Source organism: Streptococcus sp. OMI750 (assembly GCF_047463895.1).
Taxonomy (GTDB): Bacteria; Bacillota; Bacilli; order Lactobacillales; family Streptococcaceae; genus Streptococcus.
This window is the reverse complement of the sequence record NZ_JASHCZ010000001.1, coordinates 474,306-498,237: the sequence shown is the minus strand read 5'-3', so window position 1 is coordinate 498,237 and position 23,932 is coordinate 474,306. Positions and strand designations below refer to the sequence as shown.

Below are 23,932 nucleotides of genomic sequence, written 5' to 3'. Positions count from 1 at the left end.
GGCAATCAAATAGGAGAGGTCGGTTTGCGTCTAATAAAAGATGGAGAAGAAATGTTTAGCCCCTCTATCCTAGTCCTTGTTATAGAGACTCAAAGAAGGATGGAGAAGACCATCATCCACTGAAAATTGGAAGGATTGGTGTAAAAAATATGAAGATCCCTCTAAGAATGGTAACAAGTAAAACAAATCCCTCCTTGAAAGATTTATGACGAGTCACTAACGTTAAGGTTTGAACAAAGAGAAAGGCAGCTTTTTTTATGCTGCCTGGTTATCTAAGCTTTAGCCTCAGTAAAAATACTTTTTTTTATTCTTAAATCAATATCCACTATAAAGCATCGACTAAGTCCATCAGTATTTCCATAGGAGTTTTTTTCCTACGACCATTAACAGTTTCGATTATGTGATAAACTTTTAAACGATTGTCATTACTAAAGACAAACTCAAAGCGGAATTCGCGTCCATTCGGTGCCACTGTATCAAATTTTGTTTTATATTTATCATGAACAGGACTAACTGGAAATTTATTGAAGAGCAAGCGTCGTTTCTCTCCTGCTTCTTTCAGACAGTTTTCTAGTTCCTGACAATAGTTGTAAAACAGCTGATAGAGGTCTTCTTCTGAAATTCTTCTTCTCCGAACCAATGATTTAAAATCCGAAAAATTTCTGCGCGGGATTTCAATGCTAAATGAAAATCCCTCCCGATTCATTCTTTCTAAAAATTCATCTCTTGAAATCATAGAACCACTCTTTCTTTTATCAATCTGTAGTGAACCCTTATTGTTTCTATAAATCGTCAATCCATTATGTAATCAAGCAAATCCATCAAGGTTAGTTTCTTCCGACCATTGACTGTCTCAAATAGATTAAAAACTCTTAGTTGTTGATTCTTTTTGAATACAAACTCAAAGCGAAACTCGCGACCATTGCATGCAGCGACATAAAATCCAGTCTGATACTTCCTCTTATCCGCTACCGCTTGCATTCTCCGGTCTTCTATCTCCCTACAAAGTGAAAGAAATAGCTGATAGAGTTGCTCCTCAGAGAGCCTTTTTTTCCAAACCAATAACTTGAAGTCTTTATACCACCACCATGGGATTTGAATGTTGAATGAAAAACCTTCCTGATTTACTTTATCGATAAATGCTTTTCTGGAGATCATACCAATTCTCTTTCTATTGGAACATCGTTTGTCTCTATTATACCATCTTTTATCCTTTCACAAAAAGAGCATCCCAAAGTGGAATGCATTTTTCTGTTTCTTAATAGTATTCCCCTTGGCGGAAGTTCCAAGAGTTGAAATGATCGGATAAGTGCATCATGATCTTATCGATATCCAATCCTTTACGGATCACGACTGGACAAGTATTGACAGAACGGCTACCTGCTCCTTGTTCTGGGATGAGGTTTCCTTCTGCATCCACCATAGAGACCATCACACCTTGTTCATAGCGCGTTTCAATTGTTTTATCTGGTTGGATAGAAGCAACATAATCGTCGGCTTCGATAACCAAGTCCACAGCACCTTCGATGCGCTCACCGATTCCTTCGACTTTCCCGCGGTTTCCTTTACCTGAAGGGTTTGCGGATGAAGCATAAACCATCTTGCCTTCTTTTTCCCACATTTCTTTAGCGATTTGCTCCCCAGCTTTACCAAATTTGATGACAAAACAGCTAGTTCCACGAACGTCTGTCATGAGTTCTTCACGTCCATCTCCGAAAGCTTGCAATTTTGCATAAGCATCTTCGCGCCATGGAAGGATACAACCAAGCAAAATATCTTCATCCCAATGTTTTTGGTAGAATGCTTCGATTTCAGGATTCAATTGCGCAAGGGCACGAAGTTCTTCCATACTTCCACAAAGGACCACACCAGGTTTGTTACGGTTGCGTTCTTTGGCTTCGAACTTCCGTTCCAATCCAGCCTTGTCGCTGGTCATGATGATGTAGCCAACTTTTGTAGGGCAGACGATACAGCCACCCTCTCCTTTCAAAATATCAAATCCTTCTTGTGAAAGTTGTCCGTCCCATTGAATGTGTTTTGTCATAAGTCTCTTTCCTTTTCTATTCTTTTTAGTATTGTATCAAAAACTAGTCTCAATTTCAATATATTTTCAGAAAATTCGTAATTAAGTATACAATTTTTATCATTGCCAGTAAGCTGGCCGATTCTTCTCATATGCTGTGATCAAGTCTTCGTACTGAAGCGTAATCCCGATATCATCCAACCCGTTGAGCAATTTATGCTTCCAATCTTGATCGATCTCAAAGCAAAACTCTCCAACAGGTGAGATGATTTTCTGCTTTTCCAAATCCACCGTCACTGGATCTGTCGGCTTCAAGCTTACTAATTTTTGACGAACTTCTAGCGGTTGCACAATCGGAAGCATGCCATTATTGAGCTCATTATTGTAATGAATATCTCCGAAGGATCCAGCGATAACGACCTTAAAGCCATAATCTGCCAAAGCCCAGGCAGCGTGCTCCCGAGAGGAGCCAGCCCCAAAATTATCACCAGTGATCAAAATAGTTGCCTGGCGGTATTCTGCCATGTTAAAGATGAAATCTGGATCCTCGGTATACTGATCATCCAAGTAGCGCCAAGCATACATGAGGTATTTACCAAAACCCTTTTTATCAATCAACTTTAAGAATTGCTTGGGGAGGATTTGGTCGGTATCGATATTATCGTTCATCAAGGGAACCGTTGTCCCTGTATAAATGGTAAATTTCTCCATGATTCCTCCTTTTACTCGACTTCTGGCAATTGGCGCACATCGACAAAGCGACCAGCAATTGCTGCTGCAGCGGCCATAGCAGGGCTACAGAGATGGGTCTTGGCCCCAAACCCTTGGCGATCTTCAAAGTTTCGATTGCTAGTAGAGGCACAGTGGACTCCATCCGGCACCTTGTCTGGGTTCATCCCGAGACACATGGAGCACCCTGGATCACGCCATTCAAAGCCTGCATCCATAAAAATTTGATCCAAACCCAACTTTTCAGCAGCTTGCTTGACTGGACGAGAGCCAGGTACGACAATGGCTGTTAAGTTGGGCGCGATTTTTTTGCCTTTCACAAACTTGGCCGCTAACTCTAAATCACTGAGACGCGCATTGGTACAGGAACCGATAAAGATATAGCCCAATTCAATGTCTGCTGGTTTTTGACCAGGTTCTAAATCCATATAATGATAAGCCCGTTCATCATTCATGTCCCGAATCTCTGGGAACGGTGTCTCAAAGTCCACTCCCATAGAAGGATTGGTCCCCCAAGTCACCATCGGAGCTAATTCGGATACATCCATACGGATGACCTTGTCATAAACGGCATCGTCATCACTGACCAGAGTCTTCCAGTCAGCTACTGCGGCCTCAAAATCACTCGGCACACATTCGCGTCCCCGAAGATAGTCAAAGGTCGTCTCATCTGGATTCATGATCCCCATTTTGGATCCAAACTCGATCGACATATTGCAGATGGTCATCCGTTCTTCCATGGTCAAGCGATCAATCGCTTCTCCCCGATACTCTACGACATAACCAACTCCACACGCAACACCATAACGCGCTATCAAAGCTAAGATGTAATCTTTTGAATAGATCCCTTTTTGTGGGGTTCCGGTGAATTCGACCAACATCTTCTTTGGTTTGACTTGCCAGAGGGTTTGGGTGGCAAAGACATGTTCTACTTCACTGGTTCCAATCCCAAAGGCAATAGCACCGAAGGCTCCGTGGGTTGCGGTGTGACTGTCTCCACAGACAATAAATTTTCCTGGCTGGGTCCGACCAGTTTCAGGGCCTATCATATGCACGATTCCTTGCTTAGCAGAACCGTGACCTGCATGATCAATCCCAAATTCCACTACATTTTCAGCTAATTTATCAATTTGGGCCTTTGAAATGACATCCCGGATATCAAAAATATTGACCGTTGGAACATTGTGATCAAAGGTTCCAAAGGTTAAATCAGATCGTCGAACCTTGCGTCCTGCATCCCGTAATCCTTGAAAGGCTTGGGGACTCGTCACTTCGTGGATATAGTGTTGGTCCACATACATGAGTTGGGGTTGCCCTTCTACTCCTGTAATCACGTGGCGGTCCCAAAGTTTATCAAAGATAGATTTTCCACTCATCGTCTTTCTCCATTTATCTTCTTGTTAGGAAATCCATTGAAGGATTAGAAAGAGGACACCTGCTAAGAGAAGGCTACTCATCCACCAGGTGACTTGGAAATACCATTTTCGTACCTTGTGGTGAAAGAGATGCCCACCTATAAGAGCTCCAAATCCACCAAGTAGCCAGCTCTCGAGTAAGAGGACCTTTTCAGGAATCCGCCATCTGTTTTGAATGGCTTTTCGCTTATCTAAGCCATAGGTCAGAAAGACCATACCATTCCAAAGAGCAATGACCATTAAACAGCGATCTCTCCAAGTCATCTTAGAGATTCCCAATAATGGCTGCAGTCATCTCTGCAGTCGAAGCCTGACCACCGAGATCTCGGGTCAAAATCCCCTGATTCAAGGTTTGATTGACTGCTTCTTCAATCATTTCTGCACCTGCTGTTTCTCCAAAACTGTCTCGGAGCATCATGGCAACGGACAGGATCATAGAAATCGGATTAGCAATCCCTTGTCCAGCAATATCCGGAGCTGAACCATGAATCGGCTCGTACATGCTTGGCCCTTGGTCAGAATGACTGGCAGACGGCATCACGCCTAGTGTTCCCGGAAGGACGCTCGATTCATCAGATAAGATATCTCCGAAGAGGTTTTCCGTCACGATGACATCAAAGCGAGAAGGATTGGTAATCATCAGCATAGCTGCACTATCTACCAACTGATGCTCCAAGGTCACATCTGGAAATTCCTTAGCCACTTCTTCAGCCACTTGGCGCCACAATTTAGAAGTCGCAAGGACATTTTGCTTATCGATACTGGTGACTTTCTTGCCACGACCTTGCGCAATCTTGAAGGCTTGGCGCACGATCCGACGGATTTCTTCTCTACTGTAATCATTGATATCCCGTGCTTGATCTTCTTCTAAGATATGCTCTCCAAAGTAAATCCCACCCGTTAATTCACGCACAACCACAAAGTCAACACCTTCGATACGCTCTGGTTTCAAAGGAGACAGGTGTTTCAAGGCGTCAAAAATTCGTACAGGACGAATATTTGCAAAGAGGTTTAATTCTTTGCGAATAGCGAGCAGACCTTGTTCAGGCCGAACAGGAGCATTGTCATACTCAGGACTCCCAATTGCTGCAAGAAGAATGGCATCAGATTCCTTTGTAGCTTCTAGAGTAGAAGCTGGTAGAGGATGACCAGCCGCATCAATCCCTGCTCCACCAAATGGATGAGCTTGGACCGAATAGTCAAAATTTGTTTTTTCTGCCACTGCTTTCAGCACGGACAGACCAGCCTCCATGATCTCTGGTCCAATCCCGTCCCCAGCTAGGGCGACAATCTTCTTCGTCATAGTGTTCTCCTTTAGGCATCTGGTAGATCACGATAGGATACAATGTGACCGATCTCTCCAGCATTCTCTTTTTGCACCAAGGTATTGGCATTGATATAGGCAATCGCTGACGCCTTCAATACGTCAAAGTCTAAACCAGAAGCATTAAAGATGGTGTCCGTCGCTTCATTCTCAACAGTAACCAGCACACGCGCTTGGGCATCAATTCCATCCGTCACCGCATCAATAGTGTAGGAAGTCAGACGTACTTCTTGGTGGAAGAATTGATCAATAGCGTTAAAGATTGCTTCAACTGAACCCTGACCTTTTGCAAGGTATTCCAGAATTTCACCATCTTCATTTTTCAGACTGACTGCTGCAGTGATGCTTTCATCTTCATTGGTTGTGAGGCGAAGATCATCAAAGTGGAAGCCTTCTGGATTTTCCACTGCTGTACCGGCAACTAGGGCGCGGATATCGGCATCAGTGATCTCGTGTTTCTTGTCTGCCAGAGATTTGAACTTAGCAAACAACGGCTGGATGTCTTCTTCTGTGAATTCCAGTCCCAACTCATACAGTTTTTCAACAAAGGCATGGCGACCAGACAATTTTCCAAGAGGGAGGCTATTGCTCTTAACCCCCACCAACTCAGGCGTGATGATCTCATAGGTAAGGGGATTTTTAAGAACTCCATCTTGGTGAATCCCTGACTCATGTGAGAAGGCATTGCCACCAATAACCGCCTTGTTTTTAGGAATTGGAATACCAGAGTAACGAGAGACCAACTCAGAGGTATTGATGGTTTCATTAAGGACAATCGGACTCTCCACTTGGAAATAGTCTTCACGAATATTAAGAGCGACCGCTACTTCTTCAAGTGCCGCATTGCCTGCCCGTTCCCCGATGCCATTGATGGTTCCTTCGACACGACCAGCTCCATTCTTGACAGCGGCGAGGCTATTCGCCACTGCCATTCCCAGATCATCATGGCAATGAGGGGAATAGATAATCTCGCGGTCTGTCTTGACATGGTCGATCAAGTATTTGAAAATAGCTCCGTACTCTGCTGGTGTCGTGAAACCGACCGTATCAGGAATATTGATGTAGCTAGCACCTGCATCGACCGCAGTCTGGACGACTTGCAAGAGGAAATCCAACTCCGTCCGTGTCGCATCTTCGGGCGAGAATTCAACAACTTCAAACTTAGAACGCGCATAAGAAACATGCTCTTTGATAGCTTCAAGAATTTCTTCCTTGCTTTTGTTGAGTTTAAACTCCCGGTGAATGGGACTGGTTGCGATAAAGACGTGAACTTGCGGATACTTGGCATCCTTCAAGGCTTCGTAGCAGGCATCAATATCGGATTTAACGGAGCGAGCCAAACCTGTCACAGCAGTCTTGGTCAAGACCTTCGCAATCTCCTGCACAGCTGTGAAGGAATCCGGACTGGCTGCAGGAAAACCTGCTTCAATAGCAGAAATGCCCCATTTTTCCAATTGCTTGGCAATGGCAATCTTTTCTTTAATGGAGAAATTGACTCCTGGAGTCTGTTCACCGTCCCGAAGGCTGGTATCTAAAAATTCAACTTTACGCATAGGGTCTCCTCATTTCTATGTAGTGGATATAAAGAAAAACATCTCACTCGGTTAACCAAGCGAGATGTTGTTGCCCGCTTGGTAAGCCAAACAGGACTAATGCTTCTGCACTAGCCCTTATACCTCAACAACAAAGCAAATTGAATAAACTTAGCTGTTTTCATGTTTGACTTTCTCCTTTGTTCAATGTCTTGTTTAGTATTTTAGCATAGGAAAAAAGCAATGTCAAGAATTTTCTACAATATTCTGAATTTTTTGAATAGAAACAAAATAGAGCTTTCGCTCTACTTCTTCTGATACAAATCAAAAACGATCTTGTCATTATAGAGATCAATGGTATTGGCCTTGGCATAGAGTCCAAAGTCATTGTCAATTTCGGGTAGGACAATGGTGATGGTAGACTCCTTTGGCGAAATCTGGATAAAATCTGGGATATTTTTATTTTTGCTTAAAAGTCGCAAAACCATTTTTTGAGGAATTTGAAAGCTTCCTACCGAAAAATCCTTCACAGTTAAGAGAATATTCCCGTTTTCCAATTTGGATGGTTGGAAGTAAATGTACAAGGGGTAGGACTTGCCCAGAAGACTCAGCTGCCCTTCTAGCAAGATTTGTTGGTTGTCCGCATAGACCTTGTAATCGGATAAATGGTATTTTTTTAGCAGATGTTTAATGGTGTCATTGAACTGATCTCTGGTTGTGGTCATAGTTCCGACTTGGACGTCGCTAGTCTTTGCTGTCTGTTGGAGCTGACGAACAGTTTCTCTTGGGGCCGCCATGAGGCTTTGTACCACAAGACCCAGTGCTACAAGGAGACTCACCAAACCTAAAAAAAGCCATTTCCAAATATTTATTTTTTTAAACTGAGCTAGTTGGTCTTTCTTTGAAATACTGTTAGTTCCAAGTTTTCTTAGTTTCATTGATTTTCTCCAATATTGCTTGCTTCATCTTTTCATAGCCCGTATTATTAGGGTGAAAACGATCCTCTTCATACAAGGCATCGTTGGTAATCGTGGTCTTGCCATCACTGACTTCTGACACCCCCATTTTCCCGTCAATCCCTTTATACAGGGCATCATTGATAGGGACGAAATAGACCTGATCGAATGGCGCGATGGTTTCTTCAGTGGTCTGATTCCACTGATCAACAGCCTTCTGGATGGTGATCAATTCAGGAAAATTCAGGTAGAGAGGATTGTAGATTCCCACTACATAAATGGGTAGCTGAGGATTGTCCTTTCTAGCCCTTGTGATAATTTCTTTGAGGTTAGCTGTATAATTCTTGAGCGGTTTTTGGATATCTGAAAGAGAAAAATCACTCAGATGATCGACAACGATTTTTCGAAGATCATTTCCTCCAACCGTTAAGGTCATGACACGCGCCTTTTTGAGATCCTTTTGAAGGCCTCTTTCCTTTTTGAGCCGATCTAAAATCTGCGCACTCGTATTTCCAGCTACACCATAGTTGACAGCATGGTAGTGGCCGTCATTTTCATTGGACAAACTTTGAGCGAGGAGGGGCACAAAGCCCCCTTGATTGGTGCTATCTCCGATGCCTTTGGTCAAGGAATCTCCTAGAGCTACATAAGTATAGGTGATATCGTTCGCAGCCGTTTTGGACTTGGTCATGCGTGGCGATGCAGTTGGTAGCAAAGCACGAAATAAATAAACTAAGACAAGAAGGCTGGTTAAAAAGAAAACCAAGCCTTGCATCATTTTTTTAAAATTCATATGAATACGATCGCTTATCCTTGAAAAATCACTTGTCCATCACAGATAGTATAAGCAACTTTCCCTTTTAATGTTTCACCCACAAATGGGGAATTTCCAGCTTTTGACGCGAAATGATCCGATACCAGGCGATCTGCTTCCGGATCAAAGAGGGTCAAATCTGCTGGTCCATCCACAGCAATATAGCCGGCATCAAAATCATAGAGACGTGCTGGATTATAGGACATCTTTTCTAGCAATTGCATGAGGCTCAAATGTCCTGCATGGACCAAGTAGGTCAAACCAAGAGAAAGTGAGGTTTCAAGACCGGTCATTCCAGATGGTGCTTTGGTAATATCAGGAACATTCTTCTCATCCGCATGGTGAGGCGCGTGATCCGTCGCAATCACGGAGATGACGCCTGACTTCAAGCCTTCAATCACTGCTAGACGATCTGATTCCAAGCGAAGAGGTGGGTTCATCTTGGCATTGCTTCCCTTAGACAACAAGAGGTCTTCCGTCTTAGAAAAATGCTGAGGAGCTACTTCTGCCGTCACATGAGCTCCTAATCCTTGGGCAAATTCCACAACCTTGACACTTTCTTCCTTAGAAAGGTGTTGGATATGGAGGTGGGCACCTGTCGCATGGGCAATCATGGCATCCCGCGCTGCCATTGAGTATTCAGCTACACCTGTCGCTCCACAGACATGGAAGTGTTCCTTGGCAATGTTTTCATTCAACCCAAGAATACCATTCAACTCAGGGTCTTCTTCATGCAAACTAATAAAGGTTCCTAGACGCTTAGCTTCTTCCAAGGCTTGGCGGACAACCTTGGTGCTTTGAAGGGGAATTCCATCATCTGAAAAACCAGCCGCACCAGCCTTGAGCAGGCCTTCAAAATCTGTCAGGTGTTGACCGTCAAAATTCTTGGTCACTGTCGCAACCGTATGAATGTGGAGATTTTCCTTGGCTGCAGAAGCTAAGACTTCCTCTAAGGTAGCAATATCTGAAATGGTCGGATTGGTATTGGCCATCATAACCACTCGGGTAAAACCACCCGCAGCTGCTGCTAAGGCACCTGTATGGATATCTTCTTTATGGGTTTGGCCGGGTTCACGAAAATGTACGTGCACATCGATCAAACCAGGAGCTACCACTAGACCTGAGGCATCAAGCACCTCTTGTCCATCCGTTGGCAGGTTCTCAGCGATCTCTACAATTTTCTTTCCTTCGATGCGAAGGTCACAGACTTGATCCAAACCGGTCTTTGGATCCATGACACGACCATTTTTAATGACAACCATTGCATTCTCCTTTATTCATAAAAATCAACATGGGTCTCTAGCAAGCGATCCCCATCATAACGAAACATTGCTGAAAAGAAGGGTTTATCCTCTAACAACCACTCGACAAAGGTGTGGTCCCCTTCCCAGGTTGGTTTTGAGAGGACTTGATCGTAAGGTACCCATTCCAAGGTCCCTTCGTTACACTCGATGAGATCCCCTTCAAACTCAGTCACCTTGAAGACATATGTGTACCAGTCTAGATCTGGAGTAAACTCAGGAAAGGTAATGATCCCTTTCAAGACTGGCTTGGCTCTAAGGCCTGTCTCCTCAAAAATTTCACGGGCAGCACACTCCTGAGGGGTTTCTCCGCGTTCTAATTTTCCACCCACCCCGATCCATTTACCTTCATGGACATCATTGGGCTTTTTATTGCGATGCAACATGAGAAATTCTTTCCCATTGTCGATATAACAAATTGTTGCTAATTGTGGCATTTCTTTCTCCTATCTTAACCAATCAATTGGCTCGCGTCCTGCTTCTTTCAAAAATTGATTGGTTTTTGAAAAGGGATGGGTACCAAAGAATCCTCGGTAGGCTGATAAGGGACTTGGGTGAGCTGATTCAAGGACCAAATGTCGATCGTGGGTAATCAGAGGCTTTTTCTTACGGGCATAAGATCCCCAGAGGATAAAGACAACTGGCTCCTCCAACTCATTGACCACCTTGATCACAGCATCTGTGAACGGCTCCCAAATTTGTCCCGCATGGCCATTGGCCTGACCAGCAGGAACCGTCAAGCAGGCATTGAGCAAGAGCACCCCTTGCTCTGCCCAAGAGGTCAGATCATGCGACCGCTTCTCTCCAATATCTGAGCGCAATTCTTTGAGAATATTTTGCAAAGAAGGGGGGGCTGGGACATGATCCGGCACAGAAAAACTTAAGCCTTGCGCTTGGTCCGGTCCGTGGTAGGGATCTTGGCCTAAAATCAAGACCTTGACCTGATCCATCTCAGTCGTCTGCAAGGCCTTAAAGACCTTGTCACGCGGTGGATAGACCACTCCTTTGCTATAGACCTCATTCATAAAGTCATTGATCTGGTGAAAATACCCTTCTGGAAGATGGGATTTGATGGCTTCATGCCAAGGGGAATGTTGCATGGAAACTCTCCGCTATCCAATAAATTCTTACCTTTCATTATACCACATTTGACACAGATCCACTGGATAAAAAAGAGGCTGGACTATTTTATCCAACCTCTGGTTCTGCCTGTTAAACAAGCGAGAGTTTTTGTGTATTTTCTTTCTTGGTAAATCCTGCTAGACCGATCGAAGCCACTAGCAAAATTTGCGGCAAGAATTGGATGAGGTAACGGGTCTTCCCACCTTCAAAGATGGTTAAGAAGAGCAAGCCGCCAAAGACCGCTAAGGAAAGGAAGTTAAAGGCATCTGTATCTCGACGTTTGAGATAAGCCCCAACCAAGCCAGCTGATAGGACGATCCAGATCAACTGTTTCACAAATTCATAATACTTGTACTGTGGGCGATCCGTGCTAAGGAAATAGGTTCGCACCCATTTGGCCAGACCATTGTTTTTAGTCAGTGGCGCAAAGAGAGGATTAATATAAGGTGTCTTCTCATACTCTACATCTCGGTACAGCCAACCAAGGGTCCCTTCTGCTACCGTCAAAGACTGCTTGTAATAGATATGCCCCAGCAAACCCCAAGTACCATACTCCTTGAGACGGCGCTTGATTTCTTTGATAACATTTTCTTTCTTAAAGAGACCATTGTTATAGTCTGAGCGCTTGTCCTTATCAATATAAGCTAGCAAGCCTTCTTTCATATCTTCTTGGTTATGCCCCATATCTGTCAAGCCCAGATTGATAAACAAGAGTGGTCCTTTAGCCAAACCTTCTTGTTTCAAGATTGGTACAACTGTTTGATGATTGACCGCTGTATTCAATCCTGCAAAGACAAAGCCCGTCATCATCACGGTCACCGTAGCAATCTTGCCAAAGGCCTTCCAGTTTCCTCTAAAGAAGAGGACAGCCCAAAAGGCAATCATGATAATAATCGTCGTTGGACGGATCAACATGGTCACGCCAGATAAAATTCCTAAAGCAAACATCTTCTTCCAGGAGATCCCTGCTTGGTCTTCCTTCAAGAGATCCAAGGCCCACCACAATTGAAGAGCGATCAAAGGAAGCGGAGGAATATCCGTATACATGGAATAGAAATAAGGTGAGTAACAGATCAAGCTGACATAAAAGAGATAAACTAGATCAGCCGTTTTCTGATTGAAATGCTTCTGGGACAGTTTGTACAAGAGGACGGCACCCAGATTGACATAGAGTATATTGAGAGCCTGCATAACCCACAAGCCGCTAGAACCGAAGAAAACATAGAAAAACTTTTCATAGAGAAAGAGCGGAATGTTATTAGGATTGCGACTGAGGTAGTTGGTGATGGAAGATTGTTTAAGAAGATCAAATGCCCCTTTGAAAACAACTGCAGCATCCCGACGGATCAAAAGCTCCGCACAAATCATAAAGATTAACTGACAGATGATCGCGCCAAGCAAGAAGCCTGTTTTATGACGGGTCAACCAAGCAATGGCTCTTTTTACCCCACCGCGTTTCAACCAGGCTAGCAGAAATAGCAATCCAGCACCTAAAATGGCTAACCATGAAATCTCTCTCAGATAGGTCACACTGATCAAGAACCAGTGGACCATCACTAGCAACATGACAACATGAAGCATCCCAAATAGAATACGTTTACTTTTCGATAACATAGGTCCATTATATCAAAAAAACAGCATTTCTGCTGTTTTGGACTGATACGAAATCTTTTAGGTTGAGGAATTATCTTTGTTATTTACGATCTTCCTTGAAATCAAACTCTATTTCCCGAGACTCTGTGAATTCGAGTCCTCTAAAAAATAAGATCACAATTAAACATAAAATCAAGGCCAAAAACAAGCGCATTTGAACAAAATACGCTAAAAATAGGACGAGAGTACTTAAACAAATAAGGGCAAACAATTGACGTTTTCGCATTTTTCGCATTCACCACACCTCGGTTCCATTTGACGTTTTTTGAAGATACTCTACTGGTTTTATCTGACCAACTAATGCGAGTTCTGCTCCATTTTTTTCAACAAACCGTTTCAACTGTATATCTCTGGCAACAGAGACCAACCATAAAGTGACGATGACAGCAAGAAGAAATAGAAGAACGTTCACCACTCCTTCTCTAACATTCAAATCAAGATTCGGTTTTCCGAATAAAAGGTCCATGGGAAGGATCTTTCTTAATGTTCTTGCTAATAACAAACCTAGCGGGACACCAATGACGGTCGAAAGATTGTTTGGAGCTTTCTTTGTAAAGACTTTATCTTTAAATGAATAGGTAGTCTGATACACTTTTCGGTATCTGTCAAAAGGGATCTTACTATTTCGTTTGATGATGAATTCTTCCCCTTGATCTGTTACCAACAAAAAGAATCCCCATAGAGGCCTTTTCCCATTCAAACTGATAGTAAAACATGTTCCTTTTTTGAGCATTGAAAAACCTACTTATTTTCCGATTTATTTTTTGCGCGTGATCTTTCTCAATAATAAAAATTGTTTCAATAATCGACAGTGAATAATAGCCAAATAGAATCCACCAAAAGTAATCAATCCAATCCCATAGGAAGAATAATTTCCTGTATTCAAATAGTTTGTCAGCACAGTAACAGTAACAGGAACCATTGACAATCCTAAAAGAAGTTTCACACCAATATTTGTTTTTAGATGACCAATAAATAACTCTTTGAAAACTAATGTATTGATATCAAATTCTTTAAAGTCTTCCGTCTTTTTTTGATTTAACAACATTTCAAAAAGAAGAATCATCAAAATTAAGGCTAAAAGAATATAAATGATTCGACTTAAGCTACTACTATTTGGATGTAGATACGAGTTTAAATTTAATAAAAAGAGGCTCGCCATGGGAACAAAACTAGTAAAGTCAACTGCTTTTGAAGGAATAGCAGTTTGAACATATATATCGTTCGACCTCGTATCTAGATAGTAATCCCTTGCATCCAAAGAAACTAAATATACTAATGAATTTAACTTTATCAATTAAAATCTCCTATAAATCTGTCAAGTAAGTAAAGAAGAGGAATCCTTACTCTCCTCTTTTCAACCAATTCTGTTGCTGTGCCTTTTCAGCAAGGTCTTTTGCTTTGTTGATATCTAATGAGTTTGAATCTGATGGGGCATTGGATTCGATCTCTTCCTTCAATTCTTGTAAGGTTTGAACATCCTGTGGTGTTAAATTAGAGACCGTGCTAGACTCTTTATCTGTTGGACTTTCCGGAACAGACTGAATCTCTCGATAGGTTTTGATCATATCAGTTCCTGCATCTACTTTCGGAAGAGGACGATAGAACATGAAAAAACCAATAATGACAATCAGAAGAGCTGTAAAGGATACCAAAAACCCTTTCTGCAGATCTTCCACAGGTATTTTAGAATCTTTAGTGGATAATACCTTCCACTCTGGATGCTGCTCCTCAACTTCTTTTTTTGCATTAAAAGCAGGTACAATCAAGACTCGGTTCATGATTCCCACTGCCCCCAATGTCATAAGTAAAAATGGAATATGACGTGATTTACTAATGATTACTAAAATCCCTCCTGCAATCGCAATCAATCCAATGATGATATTGACAGTAAACCAGATGCGAACCTGCTTCTTCAATTGCAAATAATGTTCTTTTGTCATTTTTTCTCCCTTAAATTAGTTTTTATCTTCCTTTAATAAAAACAATTACTACTATCATACCGGATTTTACTTTGGGTTTCAAGTTAACCACCAACTAGTGAAAAGAGTATAAAAAAGAAGCGTTAGAAACGCTTCAGTTATATTATTTGTCTTGCCAAGTTTCTTGGTTTTCCTTAAAACGACGTAACAGATCCAAGCCTTCAGAGGTGATATAACCTTGTTCTTCAGCCAAATGAATCAATTCTGTGTAGTTTGACAAGGTTTCGAGTTGAACACCAGCTTCCGCAAATTTCTTATCAGCTTTTTCTAATTGGTAAGTAAAGATCGCTACTACACCAAGGACGTCTGCTCCTTCACGTTTCGCAGCTGCGACAGCATCCAAGACAGATCCACCAGTAGAAATCAAATCTTCAACCACCACCATCTTTTGACCTTGCGGTACACGGCCTTCGATTTGGTTTCCAGCACCATGATCTTTTGGTTTGCTACGGATGTAGGCAAAAGGAAGGTTCATCTTGTCCGCAATAATCGCTCCATGAGGAATCCCCGCAGTTGCTGTCCCTGCAATCACTTCTACTTCAGGGAAAGCTTCCTTGATTTTATCCACGAATCCATTCTCAATCAAGGTACGAGTTTCTGGATAAGCAAGGGTCACGCGGTTATCCGTATAAATAGGGGACTTGATCCCAGAAGCCCAAGTAAAAGGTTCTTCTGGTTTCAAATAAACGGCTTCAATTTTTAGAAGATGACTGGCAATATCTTTAGCTAATGACATGATAACTCCTTTTTACGATTTTAATCATATACGAATTAAATCTAAAACAGATTTAAAGAACAACTTTACAGGTTAGTGAGTAAGTTAGAGAAGGAACCATAGAACCTCCCGTAAAACTACAAAAAATCCACTTTTAGTAGCGACACGTATTCCGACACTTAGTTGAAAGAAACGATATTTTTCTTTCAACTAAGTTAGTGAATAGTTTAGGGAAGGCCTTATCGGGCTTCCCGTAGAACGTCTTGAAGCACAGCTTCTTAGACGTTCTTAACTATTCCACTGTCTCTTAATTTCATGGTAAGCGTCCCATGGATTTTCTGCTTGAATAATGGGGCGTCCAACAACAATATAGTCCGATCCAATTTTATGGGCTTCTTGTGGCGTCATAACCCGTTTTTGGTCGCCGATTTCAGCTCCAGCAGGACGAATCCCTGGTGTGACACAGACAAAGTCTGATGAAGTGGCATCTTTGATCAAGGCTACTTCATGGGCTGAACAGACCACGCCGTCCAAGCCAGCTTCTTGGGCCTTGCGAGCATAATTAACTACTGATTCTTGGACCGTTGTTTGAATGTTTTGGCAATCACGCATGTCTTCTTCACTGGTAGAAGTCAACTGGGTTACGGCTACCAACTTAGCTCCTTCACCAAGAGCTGCTTTGGCTTCGCGCATCATCTCTACACCGCCAGCTGCGTGAACCGTCACCATATCCACTCCGAAAGTGCCCAATACAGACATAGCTGATTTGACTGTATTTGGGATATCGTGCAATTTTAAATCAAGGAAGATACTGTGTCCAAGCCCTTTTAGGTAGTGTACAATTTCAGGACCAACTGCATAGAAAAATTCCATTCCGATTTTTACAAATAGTTTTTCATCTTCTGGAAAATGCTCTAAAAAGTGTTTGACATCCTCGAAAGCTGGGAAGTCAAGGGCAATAATAGGACGTTCTTCACGCATGGTTTTCTCCTTTTAATGGGTGACATTTTTTCCACAAAAAAACCTTGCCCGAGGCAAGGTTACACGAAAATTAGGTAGTATCTACCCTGATTCACCGTCTAGACCTTAGGAGCCTCTCTGGACTGCTTTAAAGGTTTTTATTTATTGTAGTACGATATTTGGGAAAAGTCAAGGATTTACAGTAGATTTTCCCGTACATGTTTCCGAAAATTCTCAAGCGTGTCAATGCCATTTCGATCCATGACCTGTGGCAGGTCTTCGATAATAGTTGGACAAGCATAAGGATCGGTAAAATTGGCCGTCCCGACCCCAATCGCTGAAGCACCAGCAATCATCATTTCAATCGCTGCTTCTGCTGAATTGACACCGCCCATTCCAATGATTGGCAGGTTAGTGGATTGGGCTACTTGGCGGATGAGTTTCAAGGCTACTGGGAAGATAGCTGGTCCTGACATCCCTCCCGTACCATTTGCAATGATCGGTTTGCCAGTCTTGAGGTCAAAGCGCATCCCGACCAAGGTATTGATCATGGTTAAGCCGGCGGCCCCTGCATCTTCTGCTGCTTTTGCGACCTGGGTGATGTCTGCCACACTTGGCGTTAACTTGACATAGACAGGGACGGAGGAAGCTTCTACCGCAGCTTTTACTGCATCATAGGCCAACTCGGGAACCTGACCGATTAAGAGACCATTATTGCCATGGTCCACATTGGGACAGGAGATGTTAAGTTCAATGGCTGTGACATTTGGTGCTTGCGAGATCTTCCGAGATACTGTCGCATATTCTTCGTTGGAAAACCCGGCAACATTGGCAATAATCGGTAAGTCCGGGTAATTCTCGGCCAACCAAGGGAGTTTCTCTGCTAAGACCGCGTCTACGCCTGGATTTTGGAGTCCAATGGCGTTGAGCATGCCTGCAGGGGTCTCAGCAACACGTGGTGTCGGATTTCCAAAGCGAGCCTCAGCTGTCGTCGCCTTGATCATGATGGATCCTAATAAGTCTAAGTCATAGTATTTGGCGTATTCTTGGCCAAACCCAAAACAGCCAGAAGCTGGAATAATGGGATTTTTCAAGTCTAATCCTGGTAAGGATACAGCTAATTGATTGCTTGTCATACTTTCCTCCCTACATCACAATTGTACCAGTTTCAAAGACCGGTCCGTCTTCACACACGCGCTTATTGGCAGCTTGGCTTGCATTTTCCAGATGCACCACGCAGGCATAACAAGCTCCCATCCCACAAGCCATGCGGGATTCCATGGAAATGTAGGCGCGGGGATGATCATGGAATTTTGCATTGACGTATTTGAGCATGCCAGGAGCCCCACAAGAATAAACTGCATCGATATCCTCATTGAGTGTCTCCACTACAGTTGACACATTCCCTTGGATTCCATAGGAGCCATCGTCAGTTGTAATAGTGACTTGCCCATACTGCTTCAATTCTTCCTCAAGGATAACTGCTTCTTTATTGGCAAATCCCAGGACAGAATGGACTTCTACTCCTTGCTCATGTAGTTGTTTAGCCACTTGAACCAAGGGAGGAACTCCAATCCCGCCACCGATGATCAAAGCACGCTCCCCTTGACCAAGCTCTTTTAGGTCAAAGCCATTTCCTTGAGGGCCCATGACACTGAGGAAGCTACTGACAGGCAAGTGAGAAAAGATGGCCGTTCCGCCTCCTTCGACCCGATAGATGAGGCGACAGGTCTGGCTGTCTAGATCAATTTCTGAGATAGAAATGGGACGACGGAGAAGCTTGGAGTCATCCGGTACGCGGATATGAAGAAACTGCCCCGGCAACATCTGTTCCACCATTTCCCCCTTCAAGACCATTGAAAATATCCGGGGCGCAATCTCTTCTTGAGCGATTAACTCCATGTCTTCCATCATGATTTTTCCAAACCGTTTCTTACAGCTGTCACTGACCATTGGTTTCCTCTTCTTTCTTTCAGCAAAAAAGACCTCGCAAAAGCAAGGTCCCACAAATGATCAGCTAGACTCCGTCTGCTGAACTTTTTTCTGTCTTTCCTTGCAGGCCTCTCTGGACCTCTTAAAGGTTAATTTTTCTCATTATATCGCGCTACTAGATGCTTGTCAAGTAGAAATCAGTGACTTAAGAAGCTTTCTTGGGATCAAAATCTTCTGGAATCGGTTTGATGTATTGCATGGCGATTCGGTTTTCAGGCTTGCGATCGACTAGATAGAGAACCAGTAAAAAGAGCCATTCCAAAGGTTTCATCAGGTAATAAATCAGGTCCATAGCCCATTTCTTCTTGATATGTTTGGCAAAGGGATAGCCATAGCGGTCATAATTGCGACGCAAGAAGCGATGGAATCGCGGCGTCTTTTCTTCTAGTAGCTGTTCAAAGGCATTGGCAATACAGAGCTGGCGATTGACAACGACTGGATGACCGTGACGGACCCCCATCCGCTGGGGCTTGACCACCTTTTCATGACCACCAGCCGCAACCGTACAGAGATAGTGCTCATCAATGATGAGATTCTGAGGAGGGATCTTTTGCGAGAAGGCCCAGTCTGCTGTATTGGTCCAGGCCTTGATCATGGAATCTGGTTGTTGCCCAAAGAGCATGAGAATGAGGACGACTAGAGCAAGGGTTGGTAAAGCGACAAGGGCTGCTAGCCATGGCCAGTTACGTGATTTATTTAAGAGCTTATGGAAGAATTGAAGCAAGCGATTCTCATAGGTGACTTCTGTTCGATCTTCTTGCCACTCCTTAATACGAACCCACAAGAGATTTATGGAATAGATCAGTAAGAAAAAGGTGTGAAAACTTGCTGCCTGCAGCTGATTATCAAAAACTAAGAGGAGAACCACTCCTCCCAGAATGCCACTAATACAGAAGATATTAGCCAATGGAGAGAGGGAATTCGCATCTCGGTAAGAATAGATAATCAAGGCAAGTAAAGTAAGAGCTGCCAGTGTGAAGAAGGTTGGATAAGCGCCCGACCAGATCAGGGCGTGCTTCTGCGAATTAATCAGGGGTTCACTCCAATCGTAAAAGGTCATATCTTTCACGATGAAAATGAAAATCGCTTCTAGAAAGCAACCAAAGAGCCCAAACCAAAGAACGATTGTTGGCTGTTTCTTTTTCTTTTTGACAGGCCCAGGACTCGGTGATTCAGTTGTGAATGTGTCTTCTTCTATCAGCTCTTCTCCCTTCTCTGGTCCTCTCTCTTCAAACAGATCCGGATCTTTGAGAGTTTCCTCCTCTGCTTCCTTAAACTGGATGCTGGACCACCGCCCGATCCCATAAATGATGACAAAAATATTGGGGACAAAGAGTGCCAGAGTTAAACCGTAAGGAAAGATCTCCATCGTGAAGGCAATGATATCCCAAACACTAAATCGAATGAATGGATCCGATATTGCATAGAGCGACTCACGAATGACAAAATAGATGTAAAAGGCCAATAGAATCAGGGCATTGGTCACAAAATTGATCTGTAAGAGTCCAGCTGTAAAATGCGTCTCTAATTCTTTATCCTTTTTCTTATACCAGGAAACGAGTTTTTTCATAAGATCTCCTCAATGAATTTTTTACCATTTTATCAATCAGCTCACCCCTTAAGCAAGGCAAAACTGTATTTTTCCATCAAAATCAGTCCCCAGATGGAGATTTTGTTCCTAATTTTCCATTTTTTTCATATTTGATCTAGCCTACTTCCTAGTACCTATCTTAGCCTGTCTTATTCTCTGATACAGTCCTTGAAAAACCATATTTTACGGGAAAAACGTGCTTTTTTATGTTAAAATAAAAGCATGAGAATACAACAATTACAATACATTATCAAAATCGTCGAAACCGGCTCTATGAATGAGGCCGCAAAACAACTCTTCATCACGCAACCTAGCCTTTCCAATGCCGTTAAGGACTTGGAAAATGAGATGGGGATTGAAATCTTTATCCGGAATCCTAAAGGGATCACTTTGACTCGCGATGGGATGGAGTTTCTCTCTTATGCCCGCCAGGTGGTGGAGCAGATTGACCTCTTGTCCGAGCGCTATAAAAATCCTGTAGGTTCTCGTGAGCTTTTCAGCGTCTCTTCACAGCACTACGCCTTCGTCGTTGAGGCCTTCGTTTCTCTCCTCAAGAAAAGTGATATGGAAAAATACGAGCTTTTCTTACGGGAGACGCGGACTTGGGAGATCATAGATGACGTCAAGAATTTCCGAAGCGAGGTTGGTGTGCTCTTTTTGAATAGCTACAACCGGGATGTCCTCTCTAAGATGCTGGATGATAATCACCTGATTGCCACCCACCTCTTTACAGCGCAGCCTCATATCTTTGTCAGCAAGACCAATCCCCTGGCCAAGAAGGAGATCGTCCACCTGTCAGATCTGGAAGATTTCCCATACCTTAGCTATGACCAAGGGACTCACAACTCCTTCTACTTCTCAGAAGAGATCCTCTCTCAAGAGCATCATAAAAAATCCATCGTCGTCAGTGACCGAGCAACTCTATTTAATCTCTTGATTGGTTTGGATGGCTACACCATTGCGACCGGGATCCTCAACAGCAATCTCAACGGCGATAACATCGTCTCTATTCCTCTTGATATCGAAGACCCGATCGAGCTGGTCTACATCAAACATGAGAAAACAGCTCTCTCAAAAATGGGAGAAAAATTCATCGAGTACTTGCTTGAGGAAGTGAAGTTTGATAAGTAAAAAAATATCTGAGTGATCCATGTTCACTCAGATATTTTTTATTGTCTTAATTGTGAAAATACTTCCCCAATCTTTCCTTCGATAACCAGGTCTGCTTGCTTGTCTTGTGGGATACTGGTCTTATTGATGACAACCAGCTTCTTTCCTTGGAAATACTGGATCAGGCTGGCTGCTGGGTAGACCACAAGGGAGGTCCCGCCGATAATGAGAAGATCAGCCGCCTGGATGGCTTGGGCTGCTTGGCTAAAGACCTCCATATCGAGAGGCTCCTCGTAAAGAGTCACATCTGGTTTGACCACCTTACCACAGTCCAAACAGTGTGGAACCGGGCCTTCTAAAGCTAGAAAGGCCTCTAAATCATAGAAACGACGGCAACCGGTACAGTAATTACGGTCAGCACTACCATGGAGTTTCAAGACTTTCTTAGACCCCGCCATTTCATGGAGACTATCGATATTTTGTGTCACCACTGCCTTTAGCTTACCAGCTTCTTCAAGACGAGCCAGATACCGATGGGCTGCATTGGGCTTGGCATCGGGATAGAGCAGGTATTTCTTATAGAAGTCGAAAAAGTCCTCTGGATAGCGCTCAAACATGGTATGTGAGACCAATTGCTCGGCTGTCAAATGCCGTCCTACCTGAACACTATAGACACCATCTGAGCTTCGAAAATCCGGAATATTTGACTCCGTGGAAACTCCTGCCCCACCGAAAAAAACGATCCGTTGACTCTGATCAATCATCTCCTGTAGTTGAGCAATCTTATCCATCTACTTCTCCTTTAGTAGCTCTTCCATGACAGCATTGGCCTGATCAAAATAAAAGTTAACTTGATCATAATGAATGCCTGTGTAGCTCGCAAGGTCAATCAAATTCTTCATAAAATCCTGAGAAGAGAAACCCGTCGTCCGATGGAGCTCTTCCTCATCAAAGGGCTTGATCAAGTGGGCCAAGGGATTGCGAACGGATTTTTCTAACTCCCGCAATTGTTGGGCTGCAACTTTGACACCATCTGGCAAGTCCAACTGCACAATCAACTCCGTTAAACTGGATGAATTGACCACACTTTCGCTGTGGAATTGCTGCAGGATAGGGTTGTCTGACGCGTGCAGACTCTCAAATTTCCAACGGTCATAACTGGATTCTTTGGAGTTATGGATATAGTTGGTAATATCAGAAATTTTCAACTGAATCAATCGCATAAAAATCCGATAGATGGCTGGGCTAACGGCACGAACAAAGTCAATAATCTGTTCATTTCGCAACTTCGCTTCGAGATCATAAAGGTAGTTGGCCAACTGTTCATCTTCTGGATCTTCATGCCAAAAAAGCTGAAAACCAGTCGCTTCTAGCAACTCGGTTCTCAACTTTTGATTCATGACGGGTTGGATATTGAGCTCTCGACGCTCCGCCATTAACTGCAGTAAGTTCACCAACAAATCCGGTACTTCTTCCTGCTGCTTGATAGAGCGCAGAGCCCGGCTGTAGTGATAAGTTTGGAGATCGTAGAGCCACTCATCATGAAGGTATTCTGTCATTAGTCTGCAATCAAGGTCTCAAGACCAACTTTCATCATGTCTGTGAACGTATTTTGACGTTCTTCAGCGGTTGTATCCTCATCTGGATTAACCAAACTGTCTGAAATCGTCATGATAGCTAGCGCATCGACATGGTGTTGGGCAGCAAGATAGTAAAGAGCCGCTGCTTCCATTTCTACAGCTTTCACACCCCATTTACCAAGCTCGATGTTCTTTTCACCATAGTTTGAATAGAAAACGTCTGATGACAAGACATTTCCGACGTGGGTTGTCATACCGAGGTCTTTGGCAATGTGGTAAGCCTTGTCCAAAAGATCAAAGCTAGCGATTTGAGGGAAATCAAATTGAGGCCAGTCATTACGAATGATGTTGGAGTTGGTTGCAGCAGCTTGTGCCAAGACCAATTCACGGACGTGAACATCCTCATTCAAAGATCCAGCCGTTCCCACACGGATCAATTTCTTCACGCCGTAGTCGACAATCAACTCACGCGCATAAATAGAGATCGATGGCATCCCCATCCCAGTTCCCATAACAGATACACGATGACCTTTGTAAGTCCCTGTGTAACCAAACATGTTACGCACTTCGTTAAAACAAACAGCGTCTTCAAGGAAATTCTCAGCAATAAATTTCGCACGAAGAGGATCCCCAGGAAGAAGAATTTTATCAGCAATTTCGCCATGCTTAGCAGCAATATGGATAGACATAATTTATGATACAAAGAGCGACCAGAAAGCGACTGAAAATTAGGAATCTGACGAGAAATCCTGATTTCTCAGTCAGATTATCTATTTTCCGAGCTTTCCGCTCGTGTTCAAATCTGAACACATGCTCTACCTTTCTTTCTTAATTTTGATGATTTAGAGGAGAGTAACCCGTATTCAGTTCAGCGAATACGGTAAACCCATCCTTTCTTTTTTTATTGAGTAATTAGAAAAGCTTTCCGCTCGTGTTCAAATCAGAACACACGCTCTACCTTTCTATAAGATACCAAGCCCATAAAAAGCAAAGTGACAATAGGGGATTGTCGCAGCAAGTACTGGACTTGCAAGCCAATCGATCTTTTTCACACAGCTTTTAGGGCGGTTTCAATTAAATATTGTTTTGAAAGTCATGGCTTGCCCAGGTTCAATTTAAACCCGGACTCCCCT

At 43.2% G+C, this 23,932-nt stretch carries 26 protein-coding genes; 1 reads left to right on the top strand and 25 read right to left on the bottom strand.

Annotation, left to right across the window (positions count from 1 at the left end; genetic code table 11):
* Positions 1–325: 325 nt before the first annotated feature.
* The 22 genes from QM830_RS02640 to QM830_RS02535 all read right to left on the bottom strand — a co-directional run bounded on the left by QM830_RS02640 (position 326) and on the right by QM830_RS02535 (position 20,088).
* The gene (locus tag QM830_RS02640) at positions 326–736 is read right to left on the bottom strand and encodes a hypothetical protein (protein ID WP_009730954.1); all 411 of its coding nucleotides are present in this window, start codon (positions 734–736) and stop codon (positions 326–328) included.
* 56 nt (positions 737–792) lie between these two features.
* Complete coding sequence (locus QM830_RS02635; protein WP_009730953.1) at positions 793–1,158, bottom strand: hypothetical protein; 366 nt, start codon at positions 1,156–1,158, stop codon at positions 793–795.
* Positions 1,159–1,258: 100 nt separating this feature from the next.
* Positions 1,259–2,044, bottom strand: a complete 786-nt coding sequence (locus QM830_RS02630; protein ID WP_414325510.1) for an L-threonylcarbamoyladenylate synthase — start codon at positions 2,042–2,044, stop codon at positions 1,259–1,261.
* Between the two features lie 99 nt (positions 2,045–2,143).
* Positions 2,144–2,734 (bottom strand): 3-isopropylmalate dehydratase small subunit, encoded by a 591-nt coding sequence (gene leuD, locus QM830_RS02625; RefSeq protein ID WP_414325509.1) that lies wholly within the window; start codon positions 2,732–2,734, stop codon positions 2,144–2,146.
* Between the two features lie 11 nt (positions 2,735–2,745).
* Positions 2,746–4,128, bottom strand: coding sequence for a 3-isopropylmalate dehydratase large subunit (gene leuC / locus QM830_RS02620; protein ID WP_414325507.1), 1,383 nt, complete (start codon positions 4,126–4,128; stop codon positions 2,746–2,748).
* Positions 4,129–4,152: 24 nt separating this feature from the next.
* On the bottom strand, positions 4,153–4,431 hold the full coding sequence (locus QM830_RS02615; RefSeq protein WP_414325505.1) for a DUF1294 domain-containing protein: 279 nt from the start codon (positions 4,429–4,431) through the stop codon (positions 4,153–4,155).
* A gap of 1 nt (position 4,432) precedes the next feature.
* Positions 4,433–5,470: a 3-isopropylmalate dehydrogenase gene (gene leuB, locus QM830_RS02610; RefSeq protein WP_414325504.1), complete on the bottom strand. Its 1,038-nt coding sequence runs from the start codon at positions 5,468–5,470 to the stop codon at positions 4,433–4,435.
* Between the two features lie 11 nt (positions 5,471–5,481).
* On the bottom strand, positions 5,482–7,044 hold the full coding sequence (locus QM830_RS02605) for a 2-isopropylmalate synthase (RefSeq protein ID WP_414325503.1): 1,563 nt from the start codon (positions 7,042–7,044) through the stop codon (positions 5,482–5,484).
* A 284-nt stretch (positions 7,045–7,328) separates the two neighbouring features.
* The gene (locus QM830_RS02600) at positions 7,329–7,961 is read right to left on the bottom strand and encodes a YpmS family protein (RefSeq protein WP_414325502.1); all 633 of its coding nucleotides are present in this window, start codon (positions 7,959–7,961) and stop codon (positions 7,329–7,331) included.
* Positions 7,936–8,772 (bottom strand): SGNH/GDSL hydrolase family protein, encoded by an 837-nt coding sequence (locus QM830_RS02595; protein ID WP_414325500.1) that lies wholly within the window; start codon positions 8,770–8,772, stop codon positions 7,936–7,938. Before QM830_RS02595 ends, QM830_RS02600 begins: the two co-directional genes overlap by 26 nt.
* 14 nt (positions 8,773–8,786) lie before the next feature.
* On the bottom strand, positions 8,787–10,055 hold the full coding sequence (locus QM830_RS02590; RefSeq protein ID WP_414325498.1) for a dihydroorotase: 1,269 nt from the start codon (positions 10,053–10,055) through the stop codon (positions 8,787–8,789).
* A gap of 11 nt (positions 10,056–10,066) precedes the next feature.
* Positions 10,067–10,531: an NUDIX hydrolase gene (locus QM830_RS02585; protein ID WP_298620210.1), complete on the bottom strand. Its 465-nt coding sequence runs from the start codon at positions 10,529–10,531 to the stop codon at positions 10,067–10,069.
* 9 nt (positions 10,532–10,540) lie between these two features.
* Positions 10,541–11,194: a uracil-DNA glycosylase gene (locus QM830_RS02580; protein ID WP_414325496.1), complete on the bottom strand. Its 654-nt coding sequence runs from the start codon at positions 11,192–11,194 to the stop codon at positions 10,541–10,543.
* A 112-nt stretch (positions 11,195–11,306) separates the two neighbouring features.
* Positions 11,307–12,830: a glycosyltransferase family 39 protein gene (locus QM830_RS02575; RefSeq protein WP_009730941.1), complete on the bottom strand. Its 1,524-nt coding sequence runs from the start codon at positions 12,828–12,830 to the stop codon at positions 11,307–11,309.
* A 274-nt stretch (positions 12,831–13,104) separates the two neighbouring features.
* Positions 13,105–13,602, bottom strand: coding sequence for a hypothetical protein (locus QM830_RS02570; protein ID WP_009730939.1), 498 nt, complete (start codon positions 13,600–13,602; stop codon positions 13,105–13,107).
* A gap of 24 nt (positions 13,603–13,626) precedes the next feature.
* Positions 13,627–14,166 carry a hypothetical protein gene (locus tag QM830_RS02565; protein WP_009730938.1) on the bottom strand — a complete coding sequence of 180 codons (540 nt, stop codon included), beginning with the start codon at positions 14,164–14,166 and terminating at the stop codon, positions 13,627–13,629.
* A gap of 46 nt (positions 14,167–14,212) precedes the next feature.
* A complete protein-coding gene (locus QM830_RS02560) occupies positions 14,213–14,812 on the bottom strand; it encodes a hypothetical protein (RefSeq protein WP_009730937.1) in 600 nt (199 codons plus the stop codon).
* Positions 14,813–14,954: 142 nt separating this feature from the next.
* Positions 14,955–15,587: an orotate phosphoribosyltransferase gene (gene pyrE, locus QM830_RS02555; protein WP_003007111.1), complete on the bottom strand. Its 633-nt coding sequence runs from the start codon at positions 15,585–15,587 to the stop codon at positions 14,955–14,957.
* 267 nt (positions 15,588–15,854) lie between these two features.
* A complete protein-coding gene (gene pyrF, locus QM830_RS02550) occupies positions 15,855–16,547 on the bottom strand; it encodes an orotidine-5'-phosphate decarboxylase (RefSeq protein ID WP_003011715.1) in 693 nt (230 codons plus the stop codon).
* Positions 16,548–16,723: 176 nt separating this feature from the next.
* Positions 16,724–17,662: a dihydroorotate dehydrogenase gene (locus QM830_RS02545; protein ID WP_414325494.1), complete on the bottom strand. Its 939-nt coding sequence runs from the start codon at positions 17,660–17,662 to the stop codon at positions 16,724–16,726.
* 10 nt (positions 17,663–17,672) lie between these two features.
* On the bottom strand, positions 17,673–18,479 hold the full coding sequence (locus tag QM830_RS02540) for a dihydroorotate dehydrogenase electron transfer subunit (protein ID WP_414325493.1): 807 nt from the start codon (positions 18,477–18,479) through the stop codon (positions 17,673–17,675).
* Between the two features lie 184 nt (positions 18,480–18,663).
* The gene (locus tag QM830_RS02535; RefSeq protein ID WP_414325492.1) at positions 18,664–20,088 is read right to left on the bottom strand and encodes a DUF6688 family protein; all 1,425 of its coding nucleotides are present in this window, start codon (positions 20,086–20,088) and stop codon (positions 18,664–18,666) included.
* A 243-nt stretch (positions 20,089–20,331) separates the two neighbouring features.
* Here QM830_RS02535 and QM830_RS02530 point away from each other — a divergent pair, with 243 nt between their 5' ends.
* Positions 20,332–21,240 (top strand): LysR family transcriptional regulator, encoded by a 909-nt coding sequence (locus QM830_RS02530; RefSeq protein ID WP_003007102.1) that lies wholly within the window; start codon positions 20,332–20,334, stop codon positions 21,238–21,240.
* Positions 21,241–21,278: 38 nt separating this feature from the next.
* Here the strand turns inward: QM830_RS02530 and QM830_RS02525 are convergent, their stop codons facing one another.
* From QM830_RS02525 to deoD, 3 genes are read right to left on the bottom strand one after another with little or no spacing between them, the layout of a single operon-like run.
* Positions 21,279–22,010, bottom strand: a complete 732-nt coding sequence (locus QM830_RS02525; RefSeq protein WP_414325491.1) for an NAD-dependent protein deacylase — start codon at positions 22,008–22,010, stop codon at positions 21,279–21,281.
* Positions 22,011–22,778 carry a hypothetical protein gene (locus QM830_RS02520; protein ID WP_414325490.1) on the bottom strand — a complete coding sequence of 256 codons (768 nt, stop codon included), beginning with the start codon at positions 22,776–22,778 and terminating at the stop codon, positions 22,011–22,013.
* On the bottom strand, positions 22,778–23,488 hold the full coding sequence (gene deoD, locus QM830_RS02515; RefSeq protein ID WP_134974493.1) for a purine-nucleoside phosphorylase: 711 nt from the start codon (positions 23,486–23,488) through the stop codon (positions 22,778–22,780). Before deoD ends, QM830_RS02520 begins: the two co-directional genes overlap by 1 nt.
* Positions 23,489–23,932: the final 444 nt, after the last annotated feature.

What these genes read in the sequence shown, in the direction of transcription:
- QM830_RS02600 (WP_414325502.1), bottom strand. Translation starts at nt 7,961, where the DNA reads ATGAAACTAAGAAAACTTGGAACTAACAGTATTTCAAAGAAAGACCAA.
- QM830_RS02535 (WP_414325492.1), bottom strand. Translation starts at nt 20,088, where the DNA reads ATGAAAAAACTCGTTTCCTGGTATAAGAAAAAGGATAAAGAATTAGAG.
- leuD (WP_414325509.1), bottom strand. Translation starts at nt 2,734, where the DNA reads ATGGAGAAATTTACCATTTATACAGGGACAACGGTTCCCTTGATGAAC.
- leuB (WP_414325504.1), bottom strand. Translation starts at nt 5,470, where the DNA reads ATGACGAAGAAGATTGTCGCCCTAGCTGGGGACGGGATTGGACCAGAG.
- QM830_RS02570 (WP_009730939.1), bottom strand. Translation starts at nt 13,602, where the DNA reads ATGCTCAAAAAAGGAACATGTTTTACTATCAGTTTGAATGGGAAAAGG.
- QM830_RS02640 (WP_009730954.1), bottom strand. Translation starts at nt 736, where the DNA reads ATGATTTCAAGAGATGAATTTTTAGAAAGAATGAATCGGGAGGGATTT.
- QM830_RS02635 (WP_009730953.1), bottom strand. Translation starts at nt 1,158, where the DNA reads ATGATCTCCAGAAAAGCATTTATCGATAAAGTAAATCAGGAAGGTTTT.
- QM830_RS02560 (WP_009730937.1), bottom strand. Translation starts at nt 14,812, where the DNA reads ATGACAAAAGAACATTATTTGCAATTGAAGAAGCAGGTTCGCATCTGG.
- QM830_RS02540 (WP_414325493.1), bottom strand. Translation starts at nt 18,479, where the DNA reads ATGGTCAGTGACAGCTGTAAGAAACGGTTTGGAAAAATCATGATGGAA.
- QM830_RS02615 (WP_414325505.1), bottom strand. Translation starts at nt 4,431, where the DNA reads ATGACTTGGAGAGATCGCTGTTTAATGGTCATTGCTCTTTGGAATGGT.
- QM830_RS02530 (WP_003007102.1), top strand. Translation starts at nt 20,332, where the DNA reads ATGAGAATACAACAATTACAATACATTATCAAAATCGTCGAAACCGGC.
- QM830_RS02595 (WP_414325500.1), bottom strand. Translation starts at nt 8,772, where the DNA reads ATGAATTTTAAAAAAATGATGCAAGGCTTGGTTTTCTTTTTAACCAGC.
- QM830_RS02545 (WP_414325494.1), bottom strand. Translation starts at nt 17,662, where the DNA reads ATGACAAGCAATCAATTAGCTGTATCCTTACCAGGATTAGACTTGAAA.
- QM830_RS02585 (WP_298620210.1), bottom strand. Translation starts at nt 10,531, where the DNA reads ATGCCACAATTAGCAACAATTTGTTATATCGACAATGGGAAAGAATTT.
- QM830_RS02630 (WP_414325510.1), bottom strand. Translation starts at nt 2,044, where the DNA reads ATGACAAAACACATTCAATGGGACGGACAACTTTCACAAGAAGGATTT.
- QM830_RS02580 (WP_414325496.1), bottom strand. Translation starts at nt 11,194, where the DNA reads ATGCAACATTCCCCTTGGCATGAAGCCATCAAATCCCATCTTCCAGAA.
- leuC (WP_414325507.1), bottom strand. Translation starts at nt 4,128, where the DNA reads ATGAGTGGAAAATCTATCTTTGATAAACTTTGGGACCGCCACGTGATT.
- QM830_RS02590 (WP_414325498.1), bottom strand. Translation starts at nt 10,055, where the DNA reads ATGGTTGTCATTAAAAATGGTCGTGTCATGGATCCAAAGACCGGTTTG.
- pyrF (WP_003011715.1), bottom strand. Translation starts at nt 16,547, where the DNA reads ATGCGTGAAGAACGTCCTATTATTGCCCTTGACTTCCCAGCTTTCGAG.
- QM830_RS02520 (WP_414325490.1), bottom strand. Translation starts at nt 22,778, where the DNA reads ATGACAGAATACCTTCATGATGAGTGGCTCTACGATCTCCAAACTTAT.
- pyrE (WP_003007111.1), bottom strand. Translation starts at nt 15,587, where the DNA reads ATGTCATTAGCTAAAGATATTGCCAGTCATCTTCTAAAAATTGAAGCC.
- deoD (WP_134974493.1), bottom strand. Translation starts at nt 23,488, where the DNA reads ATGTCTATCCATATTGCTGCTAAGCATGGCGAAATTGCTGATAAAATT.
- QM830_RS02605 (WP_414325503.1), bottom strand. Translation starts at nt 7,044, where the DNA reads ATGCGTAAAGTTGAATTTTTAGATACCAGCCTTCGGGACGGTGAACAG.
- QM830_RS02575 (WP_009730941.1), bottom strand. Translation starts at nt 12,830, where the DNA reads ATGTTATCGAAAAGTAAACGTATTCTATTTGGGATGCTTCATGTTGTC.
- QM830_RS02525 (WP_414325491.1), bottom strand. Translation starts at nt 22,010, where the DNA reads ATGGATAAGATTGCTCAACTACAGGAGATGATTGATCAGAGTCAACGG.